The following is a 20,723-nucleotide window of genomic DNA, read 5'->3' as shown; positions in this document are numbered from 1 at the left end:
CTTTTGGGAACGTTCCCAAAAAAACCTTTTTCTGCATCTTTCTATACAGAAAATAATTGTAAACCTATTTTTACTCATGTAAATGCAACCCTTTTTTTAAAAGAAGCGGTTAAAGTTAATTAACCGCTTCTCTTTTCTGAATGCACCAATTAAACAGTTACATTTTCACTTATTTTAATTGCCTCGCCCTTTTCGGCCGACTCATAAAGCCCATTAATGATTTTCTGAAGGTAGACACCTTGTATACCTGTACTTAAAGGTGTTGGTCCTTCTAAACACGCGTCTACAAATCTCTCAAGCTCAGTTTCATACCAGTCTTTCTTTGACAAGTGAGATGGAGTAATATCTATTAATGTATCATGCTTTTCTTGATAGATTTTCAGCGGAAAAACATCTGCCCCCCCTTTATCCCCCATTAAGGAAACATTCATCACATCATGTTTTTCCACATTCGCGGCAAAAGCAGTTTCTAATAGGATCGAAGCTCCATTTTTAAAAGTGATCATCCCACGGGCCATATCCTCGATTGTGAAGTTTTCCCAATCCCATGCTCCCAGGAGACCTACTCCTTTTTTGTTCCCAAGCTTTTGGTATGTTACACCAAATACAGTATCTGGTTCAGGATAACCCATCAAATATAAAGCAGTATCCAGCATGTGTACCCCAATATCAATTAATGGTCCCCCACCCTGAAGCTCTTTGTTTGTAAACACACCCCAGCCTGGAATTCCCCGTCGTCTCATTGCTGTTACGCGTGCAGCATATATATCCCCAAGTTCTCCCCCATCAATAAAGCGCTTTAACACTTCTACATGTGGAGCATGACGGAAATGAAAACCGTAGGTTAAGATTTTTCCAGACTTTAGTGCTGCATCTGCCATTTCCTCTGCTTCTTTTACAGTCATAGCCGGCGGCTTCTCACATAAAACGTGACAACCTTCATTTAAGGCGGCCATTGTGGCAGGGTAATGGACTTTATTAGGTGTACAAATACTCACTGCATCTAGTTGAATGTTTTCAAGCATTTCTTCATAGCTTGAAAAAACATGAGGTATGTTGAATTCTGTTGCTAATTTGTCTGCCTTTTCTTTGATAACATCACATATTGCTACAATCTCTACCTTTTCTCCGCATTTTAAATAATTCGGAATATGTGCAGCTGTTGCAATCCCACCGGCTCCAATAATGCCCACTCTTAATTTTTTCAACATGTTTCCCCCCTGATTTTAACCTTGAATTATTTATTGAATATTTCTGCCGTTTCTACCCTTCGCCCTTGAGCTTGGGATAGTAGTGCGGCCTGATTTATTAACGTTAATCCTTGAACATCATTTTCTGTAATTGTTGGAACTTTCCCTTCAATAATGGAGTTTACCCATTGTTCCATTGGCAGGGGAAGCGCAGCTGGCAGCGCTTCAGGAGTATTCCAGCCCTCACCTAGCTGTTTAGATTTTAAGCGAATCTTATTATCTTCTATTAATAATGCCCCTTCTGTTCCATACAGTTCTAGTTGAAAAGGACTTCCAGCAGAAAGAAACCCTGTTTCAATTGTTCCTAAAGCGCCATTTTCATAATCAATGATTGCAACTGAATTAACATCAATTTCATCCCCTGATTGTGGCACAAAACGAGCTGTCACTGCTTTTACTGGTCCTGCCAAGCGATTTGTTAAGTAAATCGGATGTGCACCTAGGTCAATAAATGCACCTCCACCGCACTCCTCTTTATCAAAAAAGTGTTTAGGTAGCCATCCATTTGGACTCCCCTCAATAGGAACCGCACCATTATGTGCTAGTCGGCAACGAATAGAGGTTAGTTTCCCTAATAGACCTTCACTCAGGATTTGCTCTGCATATAAATAGTAATTCTCAGTTAGCCTAGGTAATGAAACCATTAATTTTACATTATTCTTTTTTACTGCATCAAAAATCTCATTACAATCTTTCACTGTAAAAGCGAGTACTTTTTCAGTAAAAATGTGCTTTTTATTCTCAGCAGAAAGAATAATAATCTCTTTATGAAGGTTTGTGGGTGTATCTACAATGACAGCCTCAATCTCTGGGTTGGTTAATACTTTCTTTAAGTCTTGTTCAAAGGGTACAGCAAGTTTTTTGGCCCATTCTTGACCGCGTTCAACATTTTCATCCCAGACTACTTTGATCTTAATTTGTCCATTATCCTTAGCTTGACGTGCGTAATCGTCCGCATGCACATGCCATTTGCTTAGCAAAGCAACATTAATCATTGGATCCCCTCACTTTTGGTCTTAAAATTCATTTATCTCGTCTGATACAGGTACAACAAGAACTTCCACACCTCTTTTTTCAATTTCCTTAAGAATCTCTTTATCGGCGAGTTCACTAGTAATAAATATATCTGTCTCATCAAAATTACAAAAAGAGGTTAAGCCCGCCTTTTGAAGTTTACTATGGTCAGCTACTACAACAATCTTTTGTCCCGAAGAAACCATCGCACGTTTGATTTCTGCTTCATACAAATCAGAACTTGTAAAACCATGACGCAGTGAAATACCTGATGTTCCAAGGAACACATAATCCGCATTATAATTTCGCAATTCAACTTCTGCCTGTGGACCAACGAGACTCATTGAATTTCGTCTTAATTTCCCGCCTAATAAGTAAATAGAGGCCGTTTCATCCTTGCTGCATTCTTCGGCTACATCAATAGCATTGGAAATGATCGTTAAATGACTGTTATCCGGCAAGTTTTTCCCCACATACCAGGTTGTCGACCCTGCATCAAAAATGATAATTTGTCCTTCTTTTACCAATTGGGCTGCTGCTTTCCCAATTGAATCCTTTTCACGTGAATATTGTAATTTTCGTTTATTTACTGGAGGAATCAAGGAATGGTTCTGGTCTTCTTCAATCAGGATGGCTCCTCCGTAGTTTTTCTCGGCAATTCCTTCTTTTCCGAGCTGGGTGAGGTCCCGTCTGATCGTTTCCTCTGATACATGCAATAAATCGACAAGATCAGAAACTTTGACACTTTTATTTTTTATTAATAGTTCTTTAATAACCTTCCTTCGCTCTGCCACAATCATTTTGAAATACCCCTTCTTGCTCAAATAAGCTTTTTTCTTAATCTTCCCATTCCAGTAAATTGTTTTCAACTATTGATTTGGATTGATCTTTTGGGATCCGGAATGTTTTTATTTCTGATGGTTTAAACTCTGTATTTATCGTTCGATCCCATTTTGGAAGACTAATAACGGCAGTAGTCGCTTCATTGGATGTTTCATAGGCACGCACAATGAGATCCTCATTGCCCTCTGCTTGCTTGATAACACTTACAATGACATTTTCAACATCAACAGACAAGAAGGAATCTCTCTGTGGAAGTGATCCTTTATGATAGGTTTCAATGATACTAATAGGTTTTTGGTTTAATTCAGCAGCACGTTTTACGGTACCTGCTGTTTCCCAATTTCCTGAATGCGGCAGAAGGGAGTATGTGAATCTTTGAATTCCCTGGTCAATAAATGAATAAGATCCGTTCTCCTCCGGAACGATTGGATCATGATGTGCATAGATTGGGCTGCGAAGAACAGTCATACTCATTTCCTTGTTATGTATATCAAAGCTGTACTTGCCATCATTTAATAAGCTTATTCCGTATCCTTCCCCTGTTGAAGGATGAGATCCAGAGGTATCAATCCAATTTTGGCCTGGTTCTTCTTCACCATTCCCCTCTCTGACAATATGTCCGTACGGAGTTTCATAGGTTGATTTTCTAAAAATAAGATTGACAGGAAACTTCAGTTTTAGTGCTTTAAATTGTTCCTGCCAGTTTAATGAGCAATGGACATCAATCTGGTCAAGCTCCTTGTACATAGTAAAGTCCTGAACGAGAGTTGATTTACCAAATTCACTGACAACACGGATCACCGATTTTACTGGCCCATGTTCCACTAACTTCACGCTGACTGCTTTGAATGTCCCCGCTTCTTCATTAAAACGGAGCACATTGTGGGACCATGTGTCGCTCTTATCGTTGATGACGACAGGTCTTGCAGCTGGTCCGCTTAATACTTCCAGGTTATTTTGTTTATCAAATAAGCTAGTGACGAAACCGGTTTGTGAATCTATTTCAACCCGGAAATGGTCATTTTCTAAGATTGTTTCACTTGCTTTGAGTGTTGTGAATTCTTTAATCGCATGACGGCGGACAATTTTATAAACCCGGTATCCCATTGAAGGAAGCTCGGCAATGAAGCTGACACGGGATCGACCCCCTGCTGTTGCTTGTGATTGAACCGTTTGCATTGGAACTTGATTTCCCTCTTCATCTACTAAAATATCTCCTGACTGTAATCCACCTACTTCTTGTTCAACATTTACTTTGCTATTCCAGGAATGAGGATTAAAGATAACGAGAGGTTTCATTCCTTCTTCTTCTTCAATATTAATCCTCCATGATAACGATTGAATCGCGTAGTTTACACCTCTTTTGGCAATCGACATCGCTTCTCCGTGCATATCCCGTGCATCATCATAGGCCACTTCTAAACTTGTACCAGCCAATATGTCATGAAACTGATTGAATAATACATTTTTCCATGCCAGTCCGTATTCAGAAACCGGATATTTTTGTCCTGTCGTCCAATTTGCAAGAGCGGAGAATTTCTCTGCTTTTATCAGTGCATTTTCTGCTTCCCGGTTCCATTTTTTAATTCCGGAATGAACGGCGTAGCACCCACTTGCATGATGCTGAAGATCATCATGCACCACTGGAAACGGAAGATTCTTTTTCATGAGTTCATCAAAAAATTTATTTGGTGTGCTGAATACGAGCTTTGGAAATGATGAGTCTTCATTTAATTGTTTAATGCTTTCGATATTTTCCTTCGTCGGGCCGCCGCCGTGGTTGCCAACCCCGTAAAAGGTCATTAAATCATTAAAAGGTGCTTTTAATTCATTGGCATTTCGACGTATATGTTTCTCAAGTTCCTTGCCCCATGTGCAATATTCAAATGGAATACGGTACGTTAATACACGAGATCCGTCATCTGATTCCCACCAGAATAACCTTCCAGGAAGTCCTTTTTCCTGCGGACTTGGGCGCATGAAGATATAATAATCCATGCCGCTTTTCTTTAAAATTTGTGGAAGCATTCCATGATGTCCAAAGCTGTCGACATTATAGCCAACCTTTGCCGTCACCCCAAATTTCTCTTGGAAATAATGTTGGCCATACAATCCCTGGCGTACAAACGATTCTCCGCTTGGTATATTACAATCAGGCTGGACCCACCAGCCACCGACAATTTCCCAGCGGCCTTCTTTAATACGCTGTTTAATTTCTTCAAACATTTCCGGTTCGTTGTTTTCAATCCATTCATAGTTAGCGGCAGAACTATTCGTGAACACGAATTCAGGATACTCGTTCATCCTGTCGAGTGCAGAGCGAAATGTTGCTTTTGTTTCCTGGAACCCTTCCTGCCATTGCCATAGCCAAACTGGATCTAGATGAGCATTTCCAATCATATGTAAAGTTTTCTCTTTTGTTTTCGGCAATTGTTTTTCTTTTGTAGCAATCGTTTTCTCAGTCATCATTTGTCCCCTCCTAAAATCGTTACAAGAGCTTCAGCATGCTGCCCAAAATGATGTTCCCCAACGGTAAGATCAACAGCAATTCGTTCTCTATAGCCAGTAGTTCCTAGAGGAACTGTAATGTATGTTGTAAATTGTGTTGTTTCCATACTAGTAAATTTAGCTTTGAACTCGCCTTTATCGACGGACCAGTCCATCGGCGTGATCATTTTTGCAAAAACCTCTTTTTCTTCATGAAACGGGTTCTTTATTTCCACGGTTACTGAAAAAGTTTTTCCTGGTTCAACCTCTGTCTGGTAGGGGTGGAAGCTGGCTCCAAAGCCTTCAGCCCCTAAGTCTAACTCATTTAAAGGCAAAAGATCTCGATGGAGTTGTTCAAGTTCCTTCCCTTTTTCTTCAATTCGACGAAGAAACTCCTCTGTAACAATTACCGGTTCCCAATGGCCGGAAATAAGAATGTCTGGATTAACAGTTTTATAGAGCTTTGCACTATCAATGTAATCCCAAATCCTGAACTTGTTATGATACACATAATTGAATTGGCCGTCGTCCTCTTGATACTGATCTCCTATCGCGAGAACTCGTTTCCCATCGACGGTAAATTCAATCGCTGCCGAAAAGAGCGTATGTCCTGCCTGCTCATAAATAGTGAATTCAAATTCTTCCCATTTAATTTTTTGCTTTAACGGCAACTGTCGATCACTTTGATTGGGTCGTACCACAAACAAGGTAAATCATATTTTTGAGGATTTTCTAGGACGTCTGAAAAGTTTTCTGGACACCAAACTTCAGTTCCTTCTATTTCCCTCAATAGATTTATTCCAGCCACATGGTCATCATGGTAATGAGTCGGGATGACAACATCAATCCTTTCCACCCCATATTGTTCTTTTAACTTCGAAAGCGTATATAACCAAGGTCTTCTTGAAGCTCTGTCACTCCCAGCTGCAATCCCGCCTATAAAATCGTATCCAAAGTCAATGAACAGGGCTTTCCCACTTTCCGACAGTACGACATAGGCATTGGACATACTTGTATTATTTTTTAACAAATGAGGTGTTATGGCTTCATATGGATTTTCTCTCAATTTGAATAGCCTTGGGTTTTGCATTCTTTGTTCCATTAGTGCTGCAAACCGCTCAATAAGGAGGTCCATAGCTTTTGATGGGGCCTCCATTATTTGTCCATGTGAAGGTAATAGCTGATCTGGACTTTGCTCTTTTATATCCAAAAGGGAAAGGACACTTAACGCGATACCCTCCCCTCCATTGTATGACCATTGTGTAGCCGCAAGTGACCAAACTTTCCCTGGGGCATAAATAAGATCTCCTGTAAATGCTGTCTTCTTACCATCGATTTCTGCAATGATAGTGATTGAACCAATGCTATGGCCTGGAGTAGGAATAATCGTTAAAGGGATCCCGTTAATAACATGTGTCGAATAATCCTTCAATGTTCCGTATACAGTTACAGATTGGAGAAGAGAAAAACGATCCTGGCGCATATTGTAGTTGTTAGTGATTTCCCTGGCCTTCCAATGTTCATTTATATGATTAAATAAGTCTTGTTCAGTGTGGGGCACCCAAATACGAATCCCTTCCTGAACTGCAATAGGCAGCCCCTGGCCCTGGTCCCTGTGGTGATGGGTCATAAAAATATCCGTCACCTTTTCCACCCCGATCGAGTCCAGGTGTTGAAGAACCTTCCCATCGCCAAAGTCAATTAAGACCGCAGTTTCTCCGGCCTTGATCACATACACATTACATGTATCTTCAAATAAGAAAAGATTGGTTGAAATTTTCCTCATCCCTTGGTACAACTCCGATCATTATCTTCAATTAAAGATATTTACGTATTCCTTTTCCTCATCAACTTTCGACTCAACATACTCAATCAGTGGAAGTAGTATGTTTCCTGCATATCGCTTTGGATGTTTCCGTACTTCACTGACCGATTCCTTCAGCCAATTGAGAGGAGCAGATATATCCTCGTTTTTTTCCAAAGCCCTTAAAACTATAATGGCCCTTCTCCCTGCCCAAGCCCAACTTTCCATCAGTTCAATCCATTGAACAAGATTATTACGCAAGGCGTAATTAGACATTCTGTATTTAAGATGGTACCCAGCTTCATCAAGCGAATCCAGGTAATCAAACAACTTTTGGACCTCCTCACTAACGGATGCGGTTTCACCTGAATGTAGGCTAATAAGTGCCTTTTTGGCTAACTGCTCCAAAGATGCTGCTTCATGATAATCTAGACAGGAATACAAAGAATTCTCAGCAAAGAGCTTTAAAGCTTTGTAGTTTTCCTTTCCGCCCACCGTTTTCAGCGCATTTTCCCATGATGACCATGGTTCATAGCCATCTGGATTTTTGAAATAATCGGCGAAGGTCAGCAAAGCTATTTTTGAAGCCTCGGCCTGGATCATCGTATTGACGATAAACCCTTTACACACATTAGGTAGGCTAGATTGACGTCCGGTTATTGGACCGATATGCATCTCACTCGTCATTGCCAAATCATTAGCTGGATAATTATCCCAAATAATCGGTTTTCTCTTGACTGCTTCTGCAAAGTCAGCGGTATCCTTTTCCGATATGGTTTTAGAACAGATCTCCGGTCCTGTATAGAAGATATCAATCTCCTGGTCTAATCCTTTTCCTAGTTCATGAATATAATCACTAAATGGAGCCCTCCCATGGTAATCAGTTGGACAAAGTGATAATTTGCATGATTTATCGAGCGATTTCAACCAATGGAACAATCTGTTTGCAGTATAAACATGTGCTCCAGCATAACTGTTAAACATTAACCGTTCTTCTTGATGATGAAATTCGGGAGCAATGTCATCGAGCATAATCATAAAATGTCTGACTCCAATATCATAAAACGCTTTATACTTGGAGGTAATCAAGTCGAAATCTGCTTCGGATGCATAATTGATTGAAACACCAGATCCGATAGAGTAGCAGAATTCTACTCCTAGATTCATAGAGTGAGCCACTGTTTCAGCAAACATTTTCATAATGAAATCTGGATAAGGTTCCCGCCAGCGGGCACGATGCTGGCGATCATTTTTGGGTCCGTAAATGTAAAGATTAAAGCCATGATCTGCAATAAAAGAGATTAAATCATCTCGTTCGGGAGCCATGTAGAACAAACCATAAAATCCTTCAATGATCCCTCTTACTGGAAAATGGGATGATCCTGTCATCTAATACCTCCCTTATTAAGTGATTAATCTTTTCCTCTATTTAAGCCTGAAAGCTTTCTGCCTGATTCGCACTTCCCAGAAAGTTCTGAACTTTTTCGATTACTGTTACCTCAACAGCGTTTTGCGCGATTTCTAACTGCTCCGTAGAAAGGGATTTGCATTCCTCGTTCGTCATCCGTTCTTCTTTTCCAAGGGCATTTAGAAGGGAAATCTCTAAATCTGTTGCGATATTAACTTTACTTACACCGCCATTTGGAAGCTTAGTGGCTTCGATGATCATTTCAGCCGGAACACCAGATCCACCATGAAGAACTAAATGAACCGGAGTTAACTTCCGGATTGCCTTTAATCGATCGATGTCCACCTTAGGTTGTCTAACAAGATAGACACCATGGGCTGTTCCACATGAAACCGCCAATGCATCACATCCCGTTTCATTTACAAACTGCAAAGCTTCATCCGGATCCGTATAAAGCTCCTCATCCTTGTCAGTTTCCACAAAATCGGTTGTTCCGATTTTCCCCAACTCCGCTTCAACCGAAACACCTTTTGCATGGGCATAGTCAACAACTTTTTTACTGATAGATATATTTTCTGCAAACTCATGTTCAGAGGCATCTATCATAACGGAGGTAAATCCAGCCTCAATAGCATCCTCAAGCACAGAGATTTGCTTTGTATGGTCAAGGTGAAGTACGACAGGAACCGTAATTTGCTCCTCTTCTACTGCTGTGTAAAATTCTTCTGCAAATTCAAACGGGGTAATCCCATACCGTTCCAATTCTTTTTGTGAAATTTGGACAATCAACGGTGATTTTGTCTTTTCACCCGCACGTAAAACAGGGCGAATCATTGGAGTATATCTTGGGGAGAAAGAGCCGATTGCATAGCCTTTTTTTTCCGCCTCTTCTAAAGCTTCTTTTAGCGTCAGTACATTGATTAAATCGAATTTAGTTGTCATCATTATGGGCTCCTTTAATTAACTTATTATCTTTTTTCTTTTCATTCATTCGCCTGAGGACGATGGAAATCTGCGATAAAAGTTCCGTAATTGTTCCTGAAGGCCCATATAGCCTTCTTCATACAAGCATTTATATTCTTGATGGAAATCCTGATTTGGTACTATTTCCTGGGAGTGTAAAAATTGAATTGCCGAAACGGCTTCCTCCTCGCACTTATAAACTCCGGTACCAATTCCTGCCGTTATAGCCGCACCAAGCAGGGTTGCTTCATTAATTTCCGGAATGGTTAACTGACAGTTTGTAATGTCTGATTTTATTTGCAGCCAATATTTGTTTTTCGTCCCCCCGCCAACTGAAATCATTCGATTGATCCGATGTCCAGATATTCTTTCTGCTGATCTGCGAATGGATTCCAGTTCAAACGCTGTACCCTCCATCATTGCTTTCAAAAGATCTTTACGTTGATGAGATGCCTTGAGACCAATGAAAGCTCCTCTTGCGTATGGGTCGGGCTGTGGTGAGCCACTTCCAGATAAGTAGGGGTAATATAAAATACGTGATGGACCCTCTTTCACATCTGTGCAGAGAGACGTAATATCTTCATAGGACATTTTCTGATTAGAAAACTGTTCCCTGAACCATTCAATTGAACCTCCCGAGGCTGATATTCCTCCCATCCAAAAATAGCGGTCCCTCACGATATGGCAGCCGAACGTCATACCAGAAGCGTAATCCATTTCTGTAAGTTGCTTCTTTTCAAATGCACCTACCATGGTTTCAGCCGTTCCGATAGAATCGAAAACGATTCCTGGGTTTATCGCACCAACGGCAAGGGCTGCAACGAGGTGGTCATGACCTGCAATAGCAACAGGAATCCCAGGGGATATTCCTAGTTCAGTAAGATCTTTTGTTTGGGTAACACCCATTTTGCTTCCGCTCGGCAATGCTTCTGGAAACAATTGTTCCGGTAAGTCAAAATGCTTCATCCAGGGCTGGTCCCATGTTAGTTGATCAATTCGAAATGCATAGGTTCTTGCAGCCAAAGAATAATCAGTAGCAAAATTCCCTGTAAGCCTGTAAGCAATATAATCGGATGCAGACAGCCAAACTGCCCCCTCCAAAATACCTTCATTCTGCTTTTTTATGTGCAATATTTTTGCAAGCCCATATTTGTAGCTATTATGAAGGCCGGTTTTTTGAAAGCGCTGAAAGGAGCTATCCTCTTTCGATATTTCCTCCGCTTCGGCTTCCGCACAACGGCTGAACCATGGAATGAAATTGGTCCTTGGCCTTCCTGTTTGTCTGTCCAGCAGCAGTCCAGTTTCAGCCATACTCGTAATTCCGATTGCCGAAATCTGTTCCTCACACCCAAGTAAGATTTCCTGTATGCAGCTTGCAATATTTCCCCATATTTCTTCGGGAGAAAAAAACGGTTCACCTTGTTGGTTATAATGTTTATTGGTTGGACGAACAGCTATTTTAATGGCTGACCCATTTTCATGAAAAAAACCAGCCTTACAATGAGTTGTCCCAATATCAATACCAAGTAATGCCATTGCTTAAACCATTCCTTCCATGGATTCCTTGTTCAGCATTATCCTTTAGACCCAGCTGTTAAATTCATTCCTTCGATAAAATAACGTTGGAAGAAGAAGAAAAGCATGATAACCGGAAGCAATACCATGAGAGAACCAGCCATCAAAAAGTTCCATTGCGTGTCATTTTGACCTTTAAATATTTGCAATCCTAATTGCAGCGTAAACAGAGACTCATCATTTATGAACAGCAGCGGACCAAGAAAATCATTCCAGGCTCCATTAAAAGATAAAATCGCAACCGTGGCTATCGCCGGTTTTGAGAGTGGAACAAAAATTTTCCACCAGATAATTAAATGATTAGCCCCATCTATTTTAGCTGCTTCAATTAATTCATTTGGTATTGTTAAAAAGAATTGTCTAAGCAAGAAAATGAAAAAAGCACTTCCAAAGAACGCAGGGAGGATTAACGGTATATACGTATTCAACCAGCCCAATTTTGCGTAGAGAACATATTGCGGGATTAATGTAACGAATCCAGGTATCATCATTGTTGCAAGGACGATACCAAACAAAACATTCCGGCCTTGAAACTGGATTTTCGCAAATCCATAGGCAATGAACGAGTTTGCGAAAACATTCCCCAGTACAACAAGAGAGGTTATAAAAAGCGTGTTCATGGTGTATTTCAAAAATGGACCTTTTTGAAGAGTGGTTAAATAGTTTTCCCAATGCCATTCCTTTGGAATAAAGGTTGGCGGGTATGTCATAATTTCTTTCATATCCTTCAAAGAAGTGGCTATCATCCACCAGATTGGAGATAAAATTAACAGGCTTCCCGCAATGAGGACGATCAGTACAATGGATTGGCCCATTTTTTTCTTGAACTTTACACTTTCAAAATAATTATTCTGCTTTTGGGCTTTTACACTCATTTCCGATCCTCCCCTTCATAATGTACCCAGCGCGGGGCAAGCTTTAGGTTGATTACCGTTAACACAAGGATGATGATGAATAAAACCCAGGACATAGCCATCGCATAGCCCATATCAAAAACCTTGAATGCCTTATTCCACATATGCAAATTGAAGAATACCAATGAATTAGCTGGTCCACCTTCTCCATTCTTACTCATTACGTAGGCTTCCTGAAAAATTTGGAAGGCTCCGATTGTACTTGTCACGATATCAAAAAAGATGACTGGGGAAATCATTGGCAAGGTTATATGAAAAAACTTTCGAAACGAACTTGCGCCATCAATCTCAGCTGCTTCATACAAAGACGGTGATACACCTTGAAGGCTTGCAAGGTACAAAAGCATACCTCCACCGACACTCCACATTTTCATAAAAATTAAAGCGTTCTTTGTCCAAGAAGGATCTGTCAGCCAAGCAGGACCATCAATTCCTATAAAGCTCAGCAAAGTATTTACCAATCCTGAAGATGGGCTTAAAAGCTGCATCCAAAGCAAATACACGCCCACACCGGAAAGAACAGCCGGTAAATAATAAATTGTTCGAAATACTCGCATTCCCCGTATTCCCTGATTTAATAGAACGGCAAGCACGACAGCCCCAGCCGTTGTTAAAGGCACAGAGACGGCAACAAAATAAAGCGTATTTCGTAGTGAGAGCCATATGATTGGGTCATTAGTAAACATTTTTTTGAAGTTATCAATGCCGATAAAATCCATCGTCGAAGTAATGTTGAAATTGGTAAAACTGCCATAGAGGGAAAATAACAGTGGTCCAGCCATGAAAAACAGAAACCCAATGATCCATGGTGCAATAAAAAGGTAACCTTGCAATCCTTCTTTTCGCTGTAACGAGGCCTTTACTTTTGATTTTTTTAATTTTTTTGTAATTACTGGTTTGCCTGAAATCATTCTTTCCATCTCGTTCATCCCTTCTTTCAAGGTTAAACAATCAGGGAGCGAAATGAAGTCACTCCCTGAACAATTTACTATCATTATTTGTTACTTTTAACCAACTCTTCCACTGCCTTTTGTGCAGCATCCAATCCTTGTTTCGGTGACTTTTTCCCTAATAGAACCAACTCAAGCTCAGGTTTAATTAAATTGACATAGTCAGGTGCTTCAATTGGCGTTGGCGTTAGCAAGGTTTGTTTCATGTTTTCATTTGCTGACGAATACACCATCTTGCCATCCTCTGTAAAATCTGCACTGCCAGAGGCTTTTTCTGCTGCTTCTTTGTTTGCAACAATATCAAAGTTTTTCACAGCCCAGTATTCTTGTGCTTGAACATCTGTTAAATACTTTAGGAATTCCCATGCTTCATCAGGATGTTTTGCTCCTTTAGGAATTTCAGCCACAAATCCACCGCCCCAGCTTGAATTTCCAGTTCCTGGTTCCATTTCAGGTAATGGAGCAACGCCGAAGTTCATCCCTTGACCATAATCTCTTATTTTCGTGAAGAAATTTGCATTATCAGTAGTCATTGCTAATTTACCAGCAACAAATGGATCTGCCGTTTGCTCACCAAATTCTGCCTTAAAGCTATTAATCGTTTTATCACCGTAATAGTCATAATACTTTTTCATCCATGTTAAAGCTTTTACGTTTGTTTCATCATTGATAACCGGTTTATTTGCATCAAAATCCCAGTAGCCTTTTCCATCTGCATTGATCATCCAGACATCTGATTCAATTCCATAGTTTGGCAGATAACCGATTCTTTCGAATTTATTCCCCTTCTTCACATCTAGCTTTTTACCCATTTCTTCTAACTCTGCCCATGTTTTTGGTGGTGTATTAGGATCAAGGCCAGCTTCTTTAAACATATCTTTATTCCAGAATAAAAGACGTGTATCTGTGTTGAATGGCAAAGCGTATGTTTCCCCTTTGTACTGAGTAGAATTATATAATTCTGGGAAGAAGCGGTCCTTTACTTCTGGGTCCTTCTTCAAATATTTTTCAAGATTCGTAATTTGATTGTTTTTCGCCCGGCTTCCAACTGCGTTTATGTCGTTAATTATTATGTCAGCTGGATTTCCAGCGGCGATTGAAGCTAAGTTTTTCGTCCAAATATCTCCAAATGGCAGATATGTATGTTTTACTTCAATTCTGTCCTGAGATTTATTGAAATCATCAATAATTTTTTCTATGATTGGACGGCGGATCTCAGATCCCCAAAAAGTCCAAAAATCGATGACAACTTTTTCGCCGTTCTTAGATTTGCTGCTATTTTCATTTGCACCAGATTCTTTGCTTGAACAACCAGTCAGGATTAATGAGAAGCTCATTGCTAGCATTAACAGCATCATTAATGTTTTTCTTACTGTTTTCATTCAATTTCCCCCTAGAATATTTTATAATCGGTCACAACCTCACAAACTATTAATATATTTTTATAGTTTTACTCTCCTTCCAATGTTTTCCCTCATATACCTATGGTATTATGACTAATCTTGTGGAATTAATTACTGATTATGTGAGGTTTTGTGGACTTATCACTATTATTATATGAATGCGTTTACATGTCAACAACTTTTGAATATTCTATCAATTTAATTTTGAGATGTCCTTGAAAAGTTGGCACAAAGGGGAGGGAACCGATTAGGCAGCCCCTTGTGAACTTAATTTAGGCAAGCTATTAATGATATAATGAGCAGAAGTAGTACTGATTAAGGCAATTAAACTTGCAAACAGTAATATTCCAATCCCGGTAACAAACAAAAGCAGTAATATAATCAACAAAAAGCCACACGATATTAAGAATGTGACGACAGGTCTACGCACTCCGAGCATAAATGAAAAAAATAGTGTTTTATACCATGGGAATTCGTAGCGCAGAAAAACAGGAAAACTATAGGATATGGCAATTAAAAATAACAAGCTAATTGCTAATACTGCAACCCGAATAATTTCAGCCTTATCAGAAATTGCATTTCTTAGTATCATTAGATCCAAAACTAGCAACCCGCCAATAATCACTATTGAAAGTCCAAGTGGATAGCTTTTTAGAAATAATCTTTTAAACTCACGGAAAAAGACCTTAAAGTCTGGCTCGTCGTCATCCTCTCTCACCAATCGGTCCATTACTCCAAACATAGCCGCAGTTGCTGGAATAATCGTAAAAATGGGCAGTGAAAATAAGAGCCAAATTGCGTTCAGATATAATAGTCTCCACAGCCACTCCATTATAAACATTAGTGATCTACGCATAATAACGCTCTCCTTAAAATGACTTAATCATAATGGAAGACCAAGGATGCCTCAAAATAGCATGACACCCCTAGCCATTCTAAACTATTTATCTAGTTATTTTTGTACTAACTTCGAGTGCATCCATTGCTTTTAGAGCAACTGAAAGAGATTGAATACTGTCTTTATAGGTTGAGAGTACCAATTCAGGATTCTTTTCTTTGATTGCTTTTGCAAACGCCGCTAACTCAAGCTGGTAAAGTGCATTTTCTTCCGTTTGAAAAGCAATCGTTTCTCCCTCCACCTTCCCGGTTACACTTCCCTTTACAAGGTCAAGCGTTAAGTGAAGTTGGTCGGAAATAAGTTCAATTTGTGTAAAAACATCTGGATAGGACCAAGTATGAGTATGGTTTTGTAAAATTCCGTTTTGATATTTCATCGAAAGATTAAAGCTATCCTCAACCGTAAAGTCTCCACCCTTTGGAACAACGAGATTGTCTTGAAAACCAGTTACTCGCTCTACCTCGCCAAGCAGGTAACGGGATAAATCAAAGATATGAATCGCCTGATCAAATACAGGCCCTCCCGATATTTCTTTATTAAAGAACCAGCGCGGCCAATTCGGACGAAGTGCTAACCCATCGAGCATGGCACTGCGAACCAAGGCAATTCTTCTGCCTTTAATCAGCTCTTTTAAATAGGCAACAGCAGGACTGTACCTGTACATAAAACCCACACTATTAATGACACCAGTTCGGTCTAATATCTCTTCAACCTTTTTCGCCATTTCCAGACTTTTTGCAGGCGGCTTTTCAATAAAACAATGGATGCCCCGCTCCGCTGCTTCACGTACAAGAAATTCCCGGACCTCTGGCGGTGTACAGATAATGACCCCGTCGGGTTTGCTTTCCTCGAGCATTTCCACATAGTCTGTAAAACCCTTTACTGCAAATTTATTCGCAGCTTTTAAGAGGGTTTCTTCATTTAATTCACAAACACCTACCACTTCAATTTCTGGCATTTTCTTCATCGTACTTAAATGCCCTTGGCCTTGCCAGCCGGTGCCAACCACTGCAATTCGAACCATTATTTCATTCCTCCTCATTATTATTTATATGTAAACCTAAACAAAGCTCTATAGCCCTGAAATCGGCTGGCTCTCCTTAAGTAAACTCTTTACCCATACAAGAGCTTTAGCGCAGTCATTGGTTGGATCATGTTTTCCTGCTTCATGTTCGATTGATACTGTCCGATCATAGCCGATTTCTTTTAGGGCTTGTACACAATCAGCAATACCAGCAATTCCTGTTCCGAGCGCAACGGGATTATGCTCCCCTATTTCCCTGACATCTTTAAGATGAACATTAAGTAAATAATCCTTTAATTGCCAGATTGCTTCGGCTGCTGAAAAGCCCTGCGTCCCATACCAGCCTGTATCGACGGTCGCACCAAGTAAGTCACCATAATCCCCTATGGCAGCCTTTATCTCGTCTGGGTGCTTTTCTGGATGGTTCTCAACACCAACCTTCATTCCATATTCATTACAAAGGCTATTAATAACTGGAGCTGATTCTTTGGTAATTCCGCTAGTAATTAACTCAATTCCAAGCATTTTGGCTGTTTCAAAACAAAGACGGGTCCATCTTGGATATCGAACGGGATCACCAAGCGAACATGAATATGAATAGACACTTAATCCATGACTCTTCCAAATTTTCTGTAATTCCTCTGCAAAAAAAGGAGTCATAAATTTAGGAAAGGAATGTCCCATCCAGAGTTCGATATCCTGAAACCCTGCACCTTGAATATCCCCGCAAATACGGTCAAATTCAGCTAGGTTAAAGGTCTCAATTACTTTCCGTTCAGCTTCTCCCCACATATCCATACTAGTCTGGTAGTTAGTTGCACGGGCAAAATAGTTTGCCGTTTGAAAGCCAATTATCATCATCAACACCCCTATTCTATTGCTATTTTGCAAGCTACTTATACAGAGAATCCTCCTGCTGTTACTATTCGATGGTATGAATTTCTTCCTAAAGCACCTTCAGGCATCTTCCATGGCGCATCAAAGAAAAGACGTTCTTCCTCTAATTCTTCGATTCTGCTAATGCTTCCATCAAGCCATTGGTGCAGGCGATATTCCACTGTTTCTAATCGAGATAATATCCCTCCGTAGCGAATATCGATTACTTCCCAGCCAAAAGGCTTCAAGGTTATAAACCATAAGGAGCGGTGTAGTTTCCGCAGTTCATCTACCTTGCAGCGTAATAATGGAAGCTGGTCCTTTAAGTGTGTTAACTCCTGTTTATCCACTTGATCATAAGCAGCTTTTAAATGGATGCCAAACTCTGCTTTTATACTTAGTACACGGGCAAGTTGGGTATAAAAAGAAAACAGCTCTGACCAGTTTTCATTCCGTTCATTTGCTTTTTCCATGCGTGAAGCTAAGTTTAAATAATGTTCGTTTAACGGTAAATCGCGTATATTTTCATCATATAAACCGAGTAAAACATCCTGCCATAACAAAAATTTAGATGGATGTGATTCATGAAGATTATCCTTTGAAACACCCGGGGTTTCATCAAACTCATTTAGGGCAAGGAAGTCGTCCCAATTTCCACCGGTACAAAATGAAAAACGTTTTGCTAATCTCTCTTCACTCACTTCCATTCCATATCCATGTTCAGCATATAGCTGCAGTCCAGCCAAACCAGCAAATGGATGTGTTTCTGCCCCGTTATCGCCCCACATGGTAGCGAATACCTCGGTGATTCCTTCTTTTTTACATGCTTCCAAAGCAGCATTTGTAGTTGCTATTGTTTTTCCATAGTTTGGGGCAATCCCATTCCAAGTCCACACGCCGCCTGCAAAGATCGGCTCAGAGCCAAATTCTTTATGCTTTTGCAAGAACGTTCGGTAAAATCCCTCATCTGTATGGTAATAATCCCAATAAACCATCTGGACATCTTTCGGCATTGAATCAATGACATCCGCTGGTATATGGGCATTTAGGTCGTAATAATTTCCTGTTTTCGAGCCAAGTCGAAAATACATATCGCTCCAAATCATTGGTTTTAACGAGTGCTTCTCTGCAAGTGCCACAACCTTATGAAGATGTTCATTCATAATCGAGAATCGTTTTTGATAACCATGCTGCTCCAAATATTTTCCTAAGCCAAGCTGATGTGCTTCATCCATACCTATATGAATACGTTTGCTTCGAAATGGCTTTGAAGCAGACTTCAATAACTCCTCAATAAATTCGTAGGTCTCCTCATTACCAACCAATAAGATATCGCTCGTATCTTTTATGGTCGAAGCATAATTCCATTTCAGTGCCTCGGTTAAATGGGCGAGTGTTTGGATGCAGGGTATCATTTCAATGCCAAAGTAATTAGCATAGTCATCACATGCCCGTAATTCCTCATCACTATATCTCCCACGCATATACCCGAAATAGGGGTACTTTTCGACTGTAAATGTATCCTCTGTATACATCATGACGACATTTAGGCCCATTAAAGCCATTTTTCGTAGAAGATTTTGAATCCCATCTACGGTCATAACCGCATTTCGAGAAACATCGACCATAACACCATTGGTTTTAAATTGAGGCTCTTCACTTACCTGGAAGTCAATGCTTTCCTTAAATTCTTGTATCCACAATCCTAATGCTCGAAAAAAGTGAATTTTCTCTTGAAAAAAAATTCCGCCGCGTTCCGGCTGGCAGTTTACTGTTAACGAACCATCCTGTTGTTTCACATTAATAGGAAACCCTTGTTCACTTTGTTCAATCTTTAGCTCGTTACAAATGATTGCTAATCCTTGTTCAAGACCTTGGATATCGCCGTAAAAGTGAATTTTCATTGGGAAACTACACCTCAAACCAATAGTTTTGATTCAACTTGCTGTACCAATAATAGCTGTCTTTCTTTGTTCTTTTTAATGTTTGATAGTCGACATGAACAAGACCGAAACGCATGCTATAGCCGTATGACCATTCATAATTATCCATCAATGACCAGATACAATAGCCCTTTAAATTAACACCAGAGCTTAGAGCACGACTAATTTGCGTTAAGTGCTGCTTCAAGTATTTGATACGTTTATCATCATGAACACGTCCATCTACTGGTTCTTGGTTGTACGTTGCTCCATTTTCGGTAATGTAGATTGGGACATCACCGTATTTATTTTTAATGTCCATTAGTACTTTATAAAAGCCTTCTGGATAGATCGTGAAATCAATATCCGTATGATCAAATCCGATATCAATGTGTTCACAATCAAACGTTCCTTGACCTTCTTTATATCTGGAAACCGTTCCAGTATAATAATTGATCCCTAAAATATCGATAGGCTGAGCAATGATTTCCATATCGCCTTCCTCGATGTTGACCTTTGCACCTTTTTTTGCAAACCAATCAACTAATATTTGTGGATAGCTGCCTTTAAAGACAGGGTCGAAAAACCATTCCATGAACCAGGCAGATATACGATTGCAAGCCTCAATATCTTCTGGTCGGTTACTAAAAGGTTCATACCAAGTAACGTTAGGTGCAAAACCAATTTCTCCTGGAATTCCAAGCTCTTTAAAACGTTTTACCGTTTTCCCATGGGCAAGTAATAAGTGATGTGCGACATCAAGGGCTGATTGGAGATTTTTTTCACCCGGCGCTTGCTCTCCAATGAAATATCCTAAGAATGAAACACACCATGGCTCATTGATGGTTAACCATGATTTAATTTTTCCAGAAAACTCATGGAACAATAATTCAGAGTACTCCACAAATGCCTCTATGGTTTGGCGATTTTTCCAGCCGCCTTCATCTTGAAGTGCTTGGGGCAGGTCCCAATGATAAATAGTGCATAGCGGTTCAATTCCGTTTTCTAACAACTTATCAACAAATTCATGGTAGTGATCGAGACCTTTTTGATTGACTTCTCCTCGTCCATTTGGAAAAATTCTCGGCCAGGCAATTGAGAAGCGGTATGTGTTTACACCTAATTCTTTTAATAAGGCAATATCTTCATCGATTCGATGGTAACTATCACAAGCGATATCGCCATTGTCTCCGTTTCTGACTTTTCCCGGAATCCGACTAAAGGTATCCCAGATGGACATGCCTCTGCCGTCTTCGTTATAGGCACCTTCTATTTGATAAGCTGCGGTGGAAACACCAAAGCGAAAATCTTTTGGGAAAGTAATAATTGACACGATTGTTAACCCCTTTCGATAAGTTACTTAGTCGCTTTAAGGAAGGCTTAGACACGCTT

General features: G+C 40.0%; 17 protein-coding genes. All 17 read right to left on the bottom strand.

What is annotated here, in order from left to right:
• Window positions 1–149: 149 nt before the first annotated feature.
• Entirely contained in the window at window positions 150–1,211 is a 1,062-nt protein-coding gene (locus QF028_RS02170; protein ID WP_429463853.1) for a Gfo/Idh/MocA family protein, read from the bottom strand.
• Window positions 1,212–1,237: 26 nt separating this feature from the next.
• The gene (locus tag QF028_RS02165; protein WP_429463851.1) at window positions 1,238–2,245 is read right to left on the bottom strand and encodes a Gfo/Idh/MocA family protein; all 1,008 of its coding nucleotides are present in this window, start codon (window positions 2,243–2,245) and stop codon (window positions 1,238–1,240) included.
• 21 nt (window positions 2,246–2,266) lie between these two features.
• Window positions 2,267–3,064 carry a DeoR/GlpR family DNA-binding transcription regulator gene (locus QF028_RS02160; RefSeq protein ID WP_429463849.1) on the bottom strand — a complete coding sequence of 266 codons (798 nt, stop codon included), beginning with the start codon at window positions 3,062–3,064 and terminating at the stop codon, window positions 2,267–2,269.
• Window positions 3,065–3,101: 37 nt separating this feature from the next.
• Window positions 3,102–5,576, bottom strand: coding sequence for an alpha-mannosidase (locus QF028_RS02155; RefSeq protein WP_429463847.1), 2,475 nt, complete (start codon window positions 5,574–5,576; stop codon window positions 3,102–3,104).
• Complete coding sequence (locus QF028_RS02150; protein WP_429463845.1) at window positions 5,573–6,265, bottom strand: hypothetical protein; 693 nt, start codon at window positions 6,263–6,265, stop codon at window positions 5,573–5,575. The genes QF028_RS02155 and QF028_RS02150 overlap by 4 nt, the downstream gene beginning before the upstream one ends.
• On the bottom strand, window positions 6,256–7,380 hold the full coding sequence (locus tag QF028_RS02145; RefSeq protein WP_429463843.1) for an MBL fold metallo-hydrolase: 1,125 nt from the start codon (window positions 7,378–7,380) through the stop codon (window positions 6,256–6,258). The genes QF028_RS02150 and QF028_RS02145 overlap by 10 nt, the downstream gene beginning before the upstream one ends.
• 27 nt (window positions 7,381–7,407) lie before the next feature.
• Window positions 7,408–8,787: a protein O-GlcNAcase gene (locus QF028_RS02140; RefSeq protein WP_429463841.1), complete on the bottom strand. Its 1,380-nt coding sequence runs from the start codon at window positions 8,785–8,787 to the stop codon at window positions 7,408–7,410.
• Between the two features lie 40 nt (window positions 8,788–8,827).
• Window positions 8,828–9,751 carry a class II fructose-bisphosphate aldolase gene (locus QF028_RS02135; RefSeq protein WP_429463839.1) on the bottom strand — a complete coding sequence of 308 codons (924 nt, stop codon included), beginning with the start codon at window positions 9,749–9,751 and terminating at the stop codon, window positions 8,828–8,830.
• Window positions 9,752–9,793: 42 nt separating this feature from the next.
• On the bottom strand, window positions 9,794–11,305 hold the full coding sequence (locus tag QF028_RS02130; protein WP_429463837.1) for an FGGY-family carbohydrate kinase: 1,512 nt from the start codon (window positions 11,303–11,305) through the stop codon (window positions 9,794–9,796).
• 38 nt (window positions 11,306–11,343) lie between these two features.
• Entirely contained in the window at window positions 11,344–12,219 is an 876-nt protein-coding gene (locus tag QF028_RS02125) for a carbohydrate ABC transporter permease (RefSeq protein ID WP_429463835.1), read from the bottom strand.
• Window positions 12,216–13,178: a carbohydrate ABC transporter permease gene (locus QF028_RS02120; RefSeq protein WP_429463833.1), complete on the bottom strand. Its 963-nt coding sequence runs from the start codon at window positions 13,176–13,178 to the stop codon at window positions 12,216–12,218. The genes QF028_RS02125 and QF028_RS02120 overlap by 4 nt, the downstream gene beginning before the upstream one ends.
• A 74-nt stretch (window positions 13,179–13,252) precedes the next feature.
• Window positions 13,253–14,590: an ABC transporter substrate-binding protein gene (locus QF028_RS02115; RefSeq protein WP_429463831.1), complete on the bottom strand. Its 1,338-nt coding sequence runs from the start codon at window positions 14,588–14,590 to the stop codon at window positions 13,253–13,255.
• Window positions 14,591–14,858: 268 nt separating this feature from the next.
• Window positions 14,859–15,467, bottom strand: coding sequence for a YesL family protein (locus tag QF028_RS02110; RefSeq protein WP_429463829.1), 609 nt, complete (start codon window positions 15,465–15,467; stop codon window positions 14,859–14,861).
• A gap of 88 nt (window positions 15,468–15,555) precedes the next feature.
• Entirely contained in the window at window positions 15,556–16,533 is a 978-nt protein-coding gene (locus QF028_RS02105) for a Gfo/Idh/MocA family protein (RefSeq protein WP_429463827.1), read from the bottom strand.
• 48 nt (window positions 16,534–16,581) lie between these two features.
• Window positions 16,582–17,394 (bottom strand): sugar phosphate isomerase/epimerase family protein, encoded by an 813-nt coding sequence (locus tag QF028_RS02100; protein ID WP_429463825.1) that lies wholly within the window; start codon window positions 17,392–17,394, stop codon window positions 16,582–16,584.
• 35 nt (window positions 17,395–17,429) lie between these two features.
• Complete coding sequence (locus QF028_RS02095) at window positions 17,430–19,313, bottom strand: beta-N-acetylhexosaminidase (RefSeq protein WP_429463823.1); 1,884 nt, start codon at window positions 19,311–19,313, stop codon at window positions 17,430–17,432.
• A gap of 7 nt (window positions 19,314–19,320) precedes the next feature.
• Window positions 19,321–20,664: a GH1 family beta-glucosidase gene (locus QF028_RS02090; protein WP_429463821.1), complete on the bottom strand. Its 1,344-nt coding sequence runs from the start codon at window positions 20,662–20,664 to the stop codon at window positions 19,321–19,323.
• Window positions 20,665–20,723: the final 59 nt, after the last annotated feature.

It is taken from the genome of Neobacillus sp. B4I6 (assembly GCF_050434045.1).
GTDB lineage: Bacteria > Bacillota > Bacilli > Bacillales > Cytobacillaceae > Neobacillus.
Note: the sequence above shows the minus strand (reverse complement) of the source record. Positions and strands in the feature narration are given on the sequence as shown.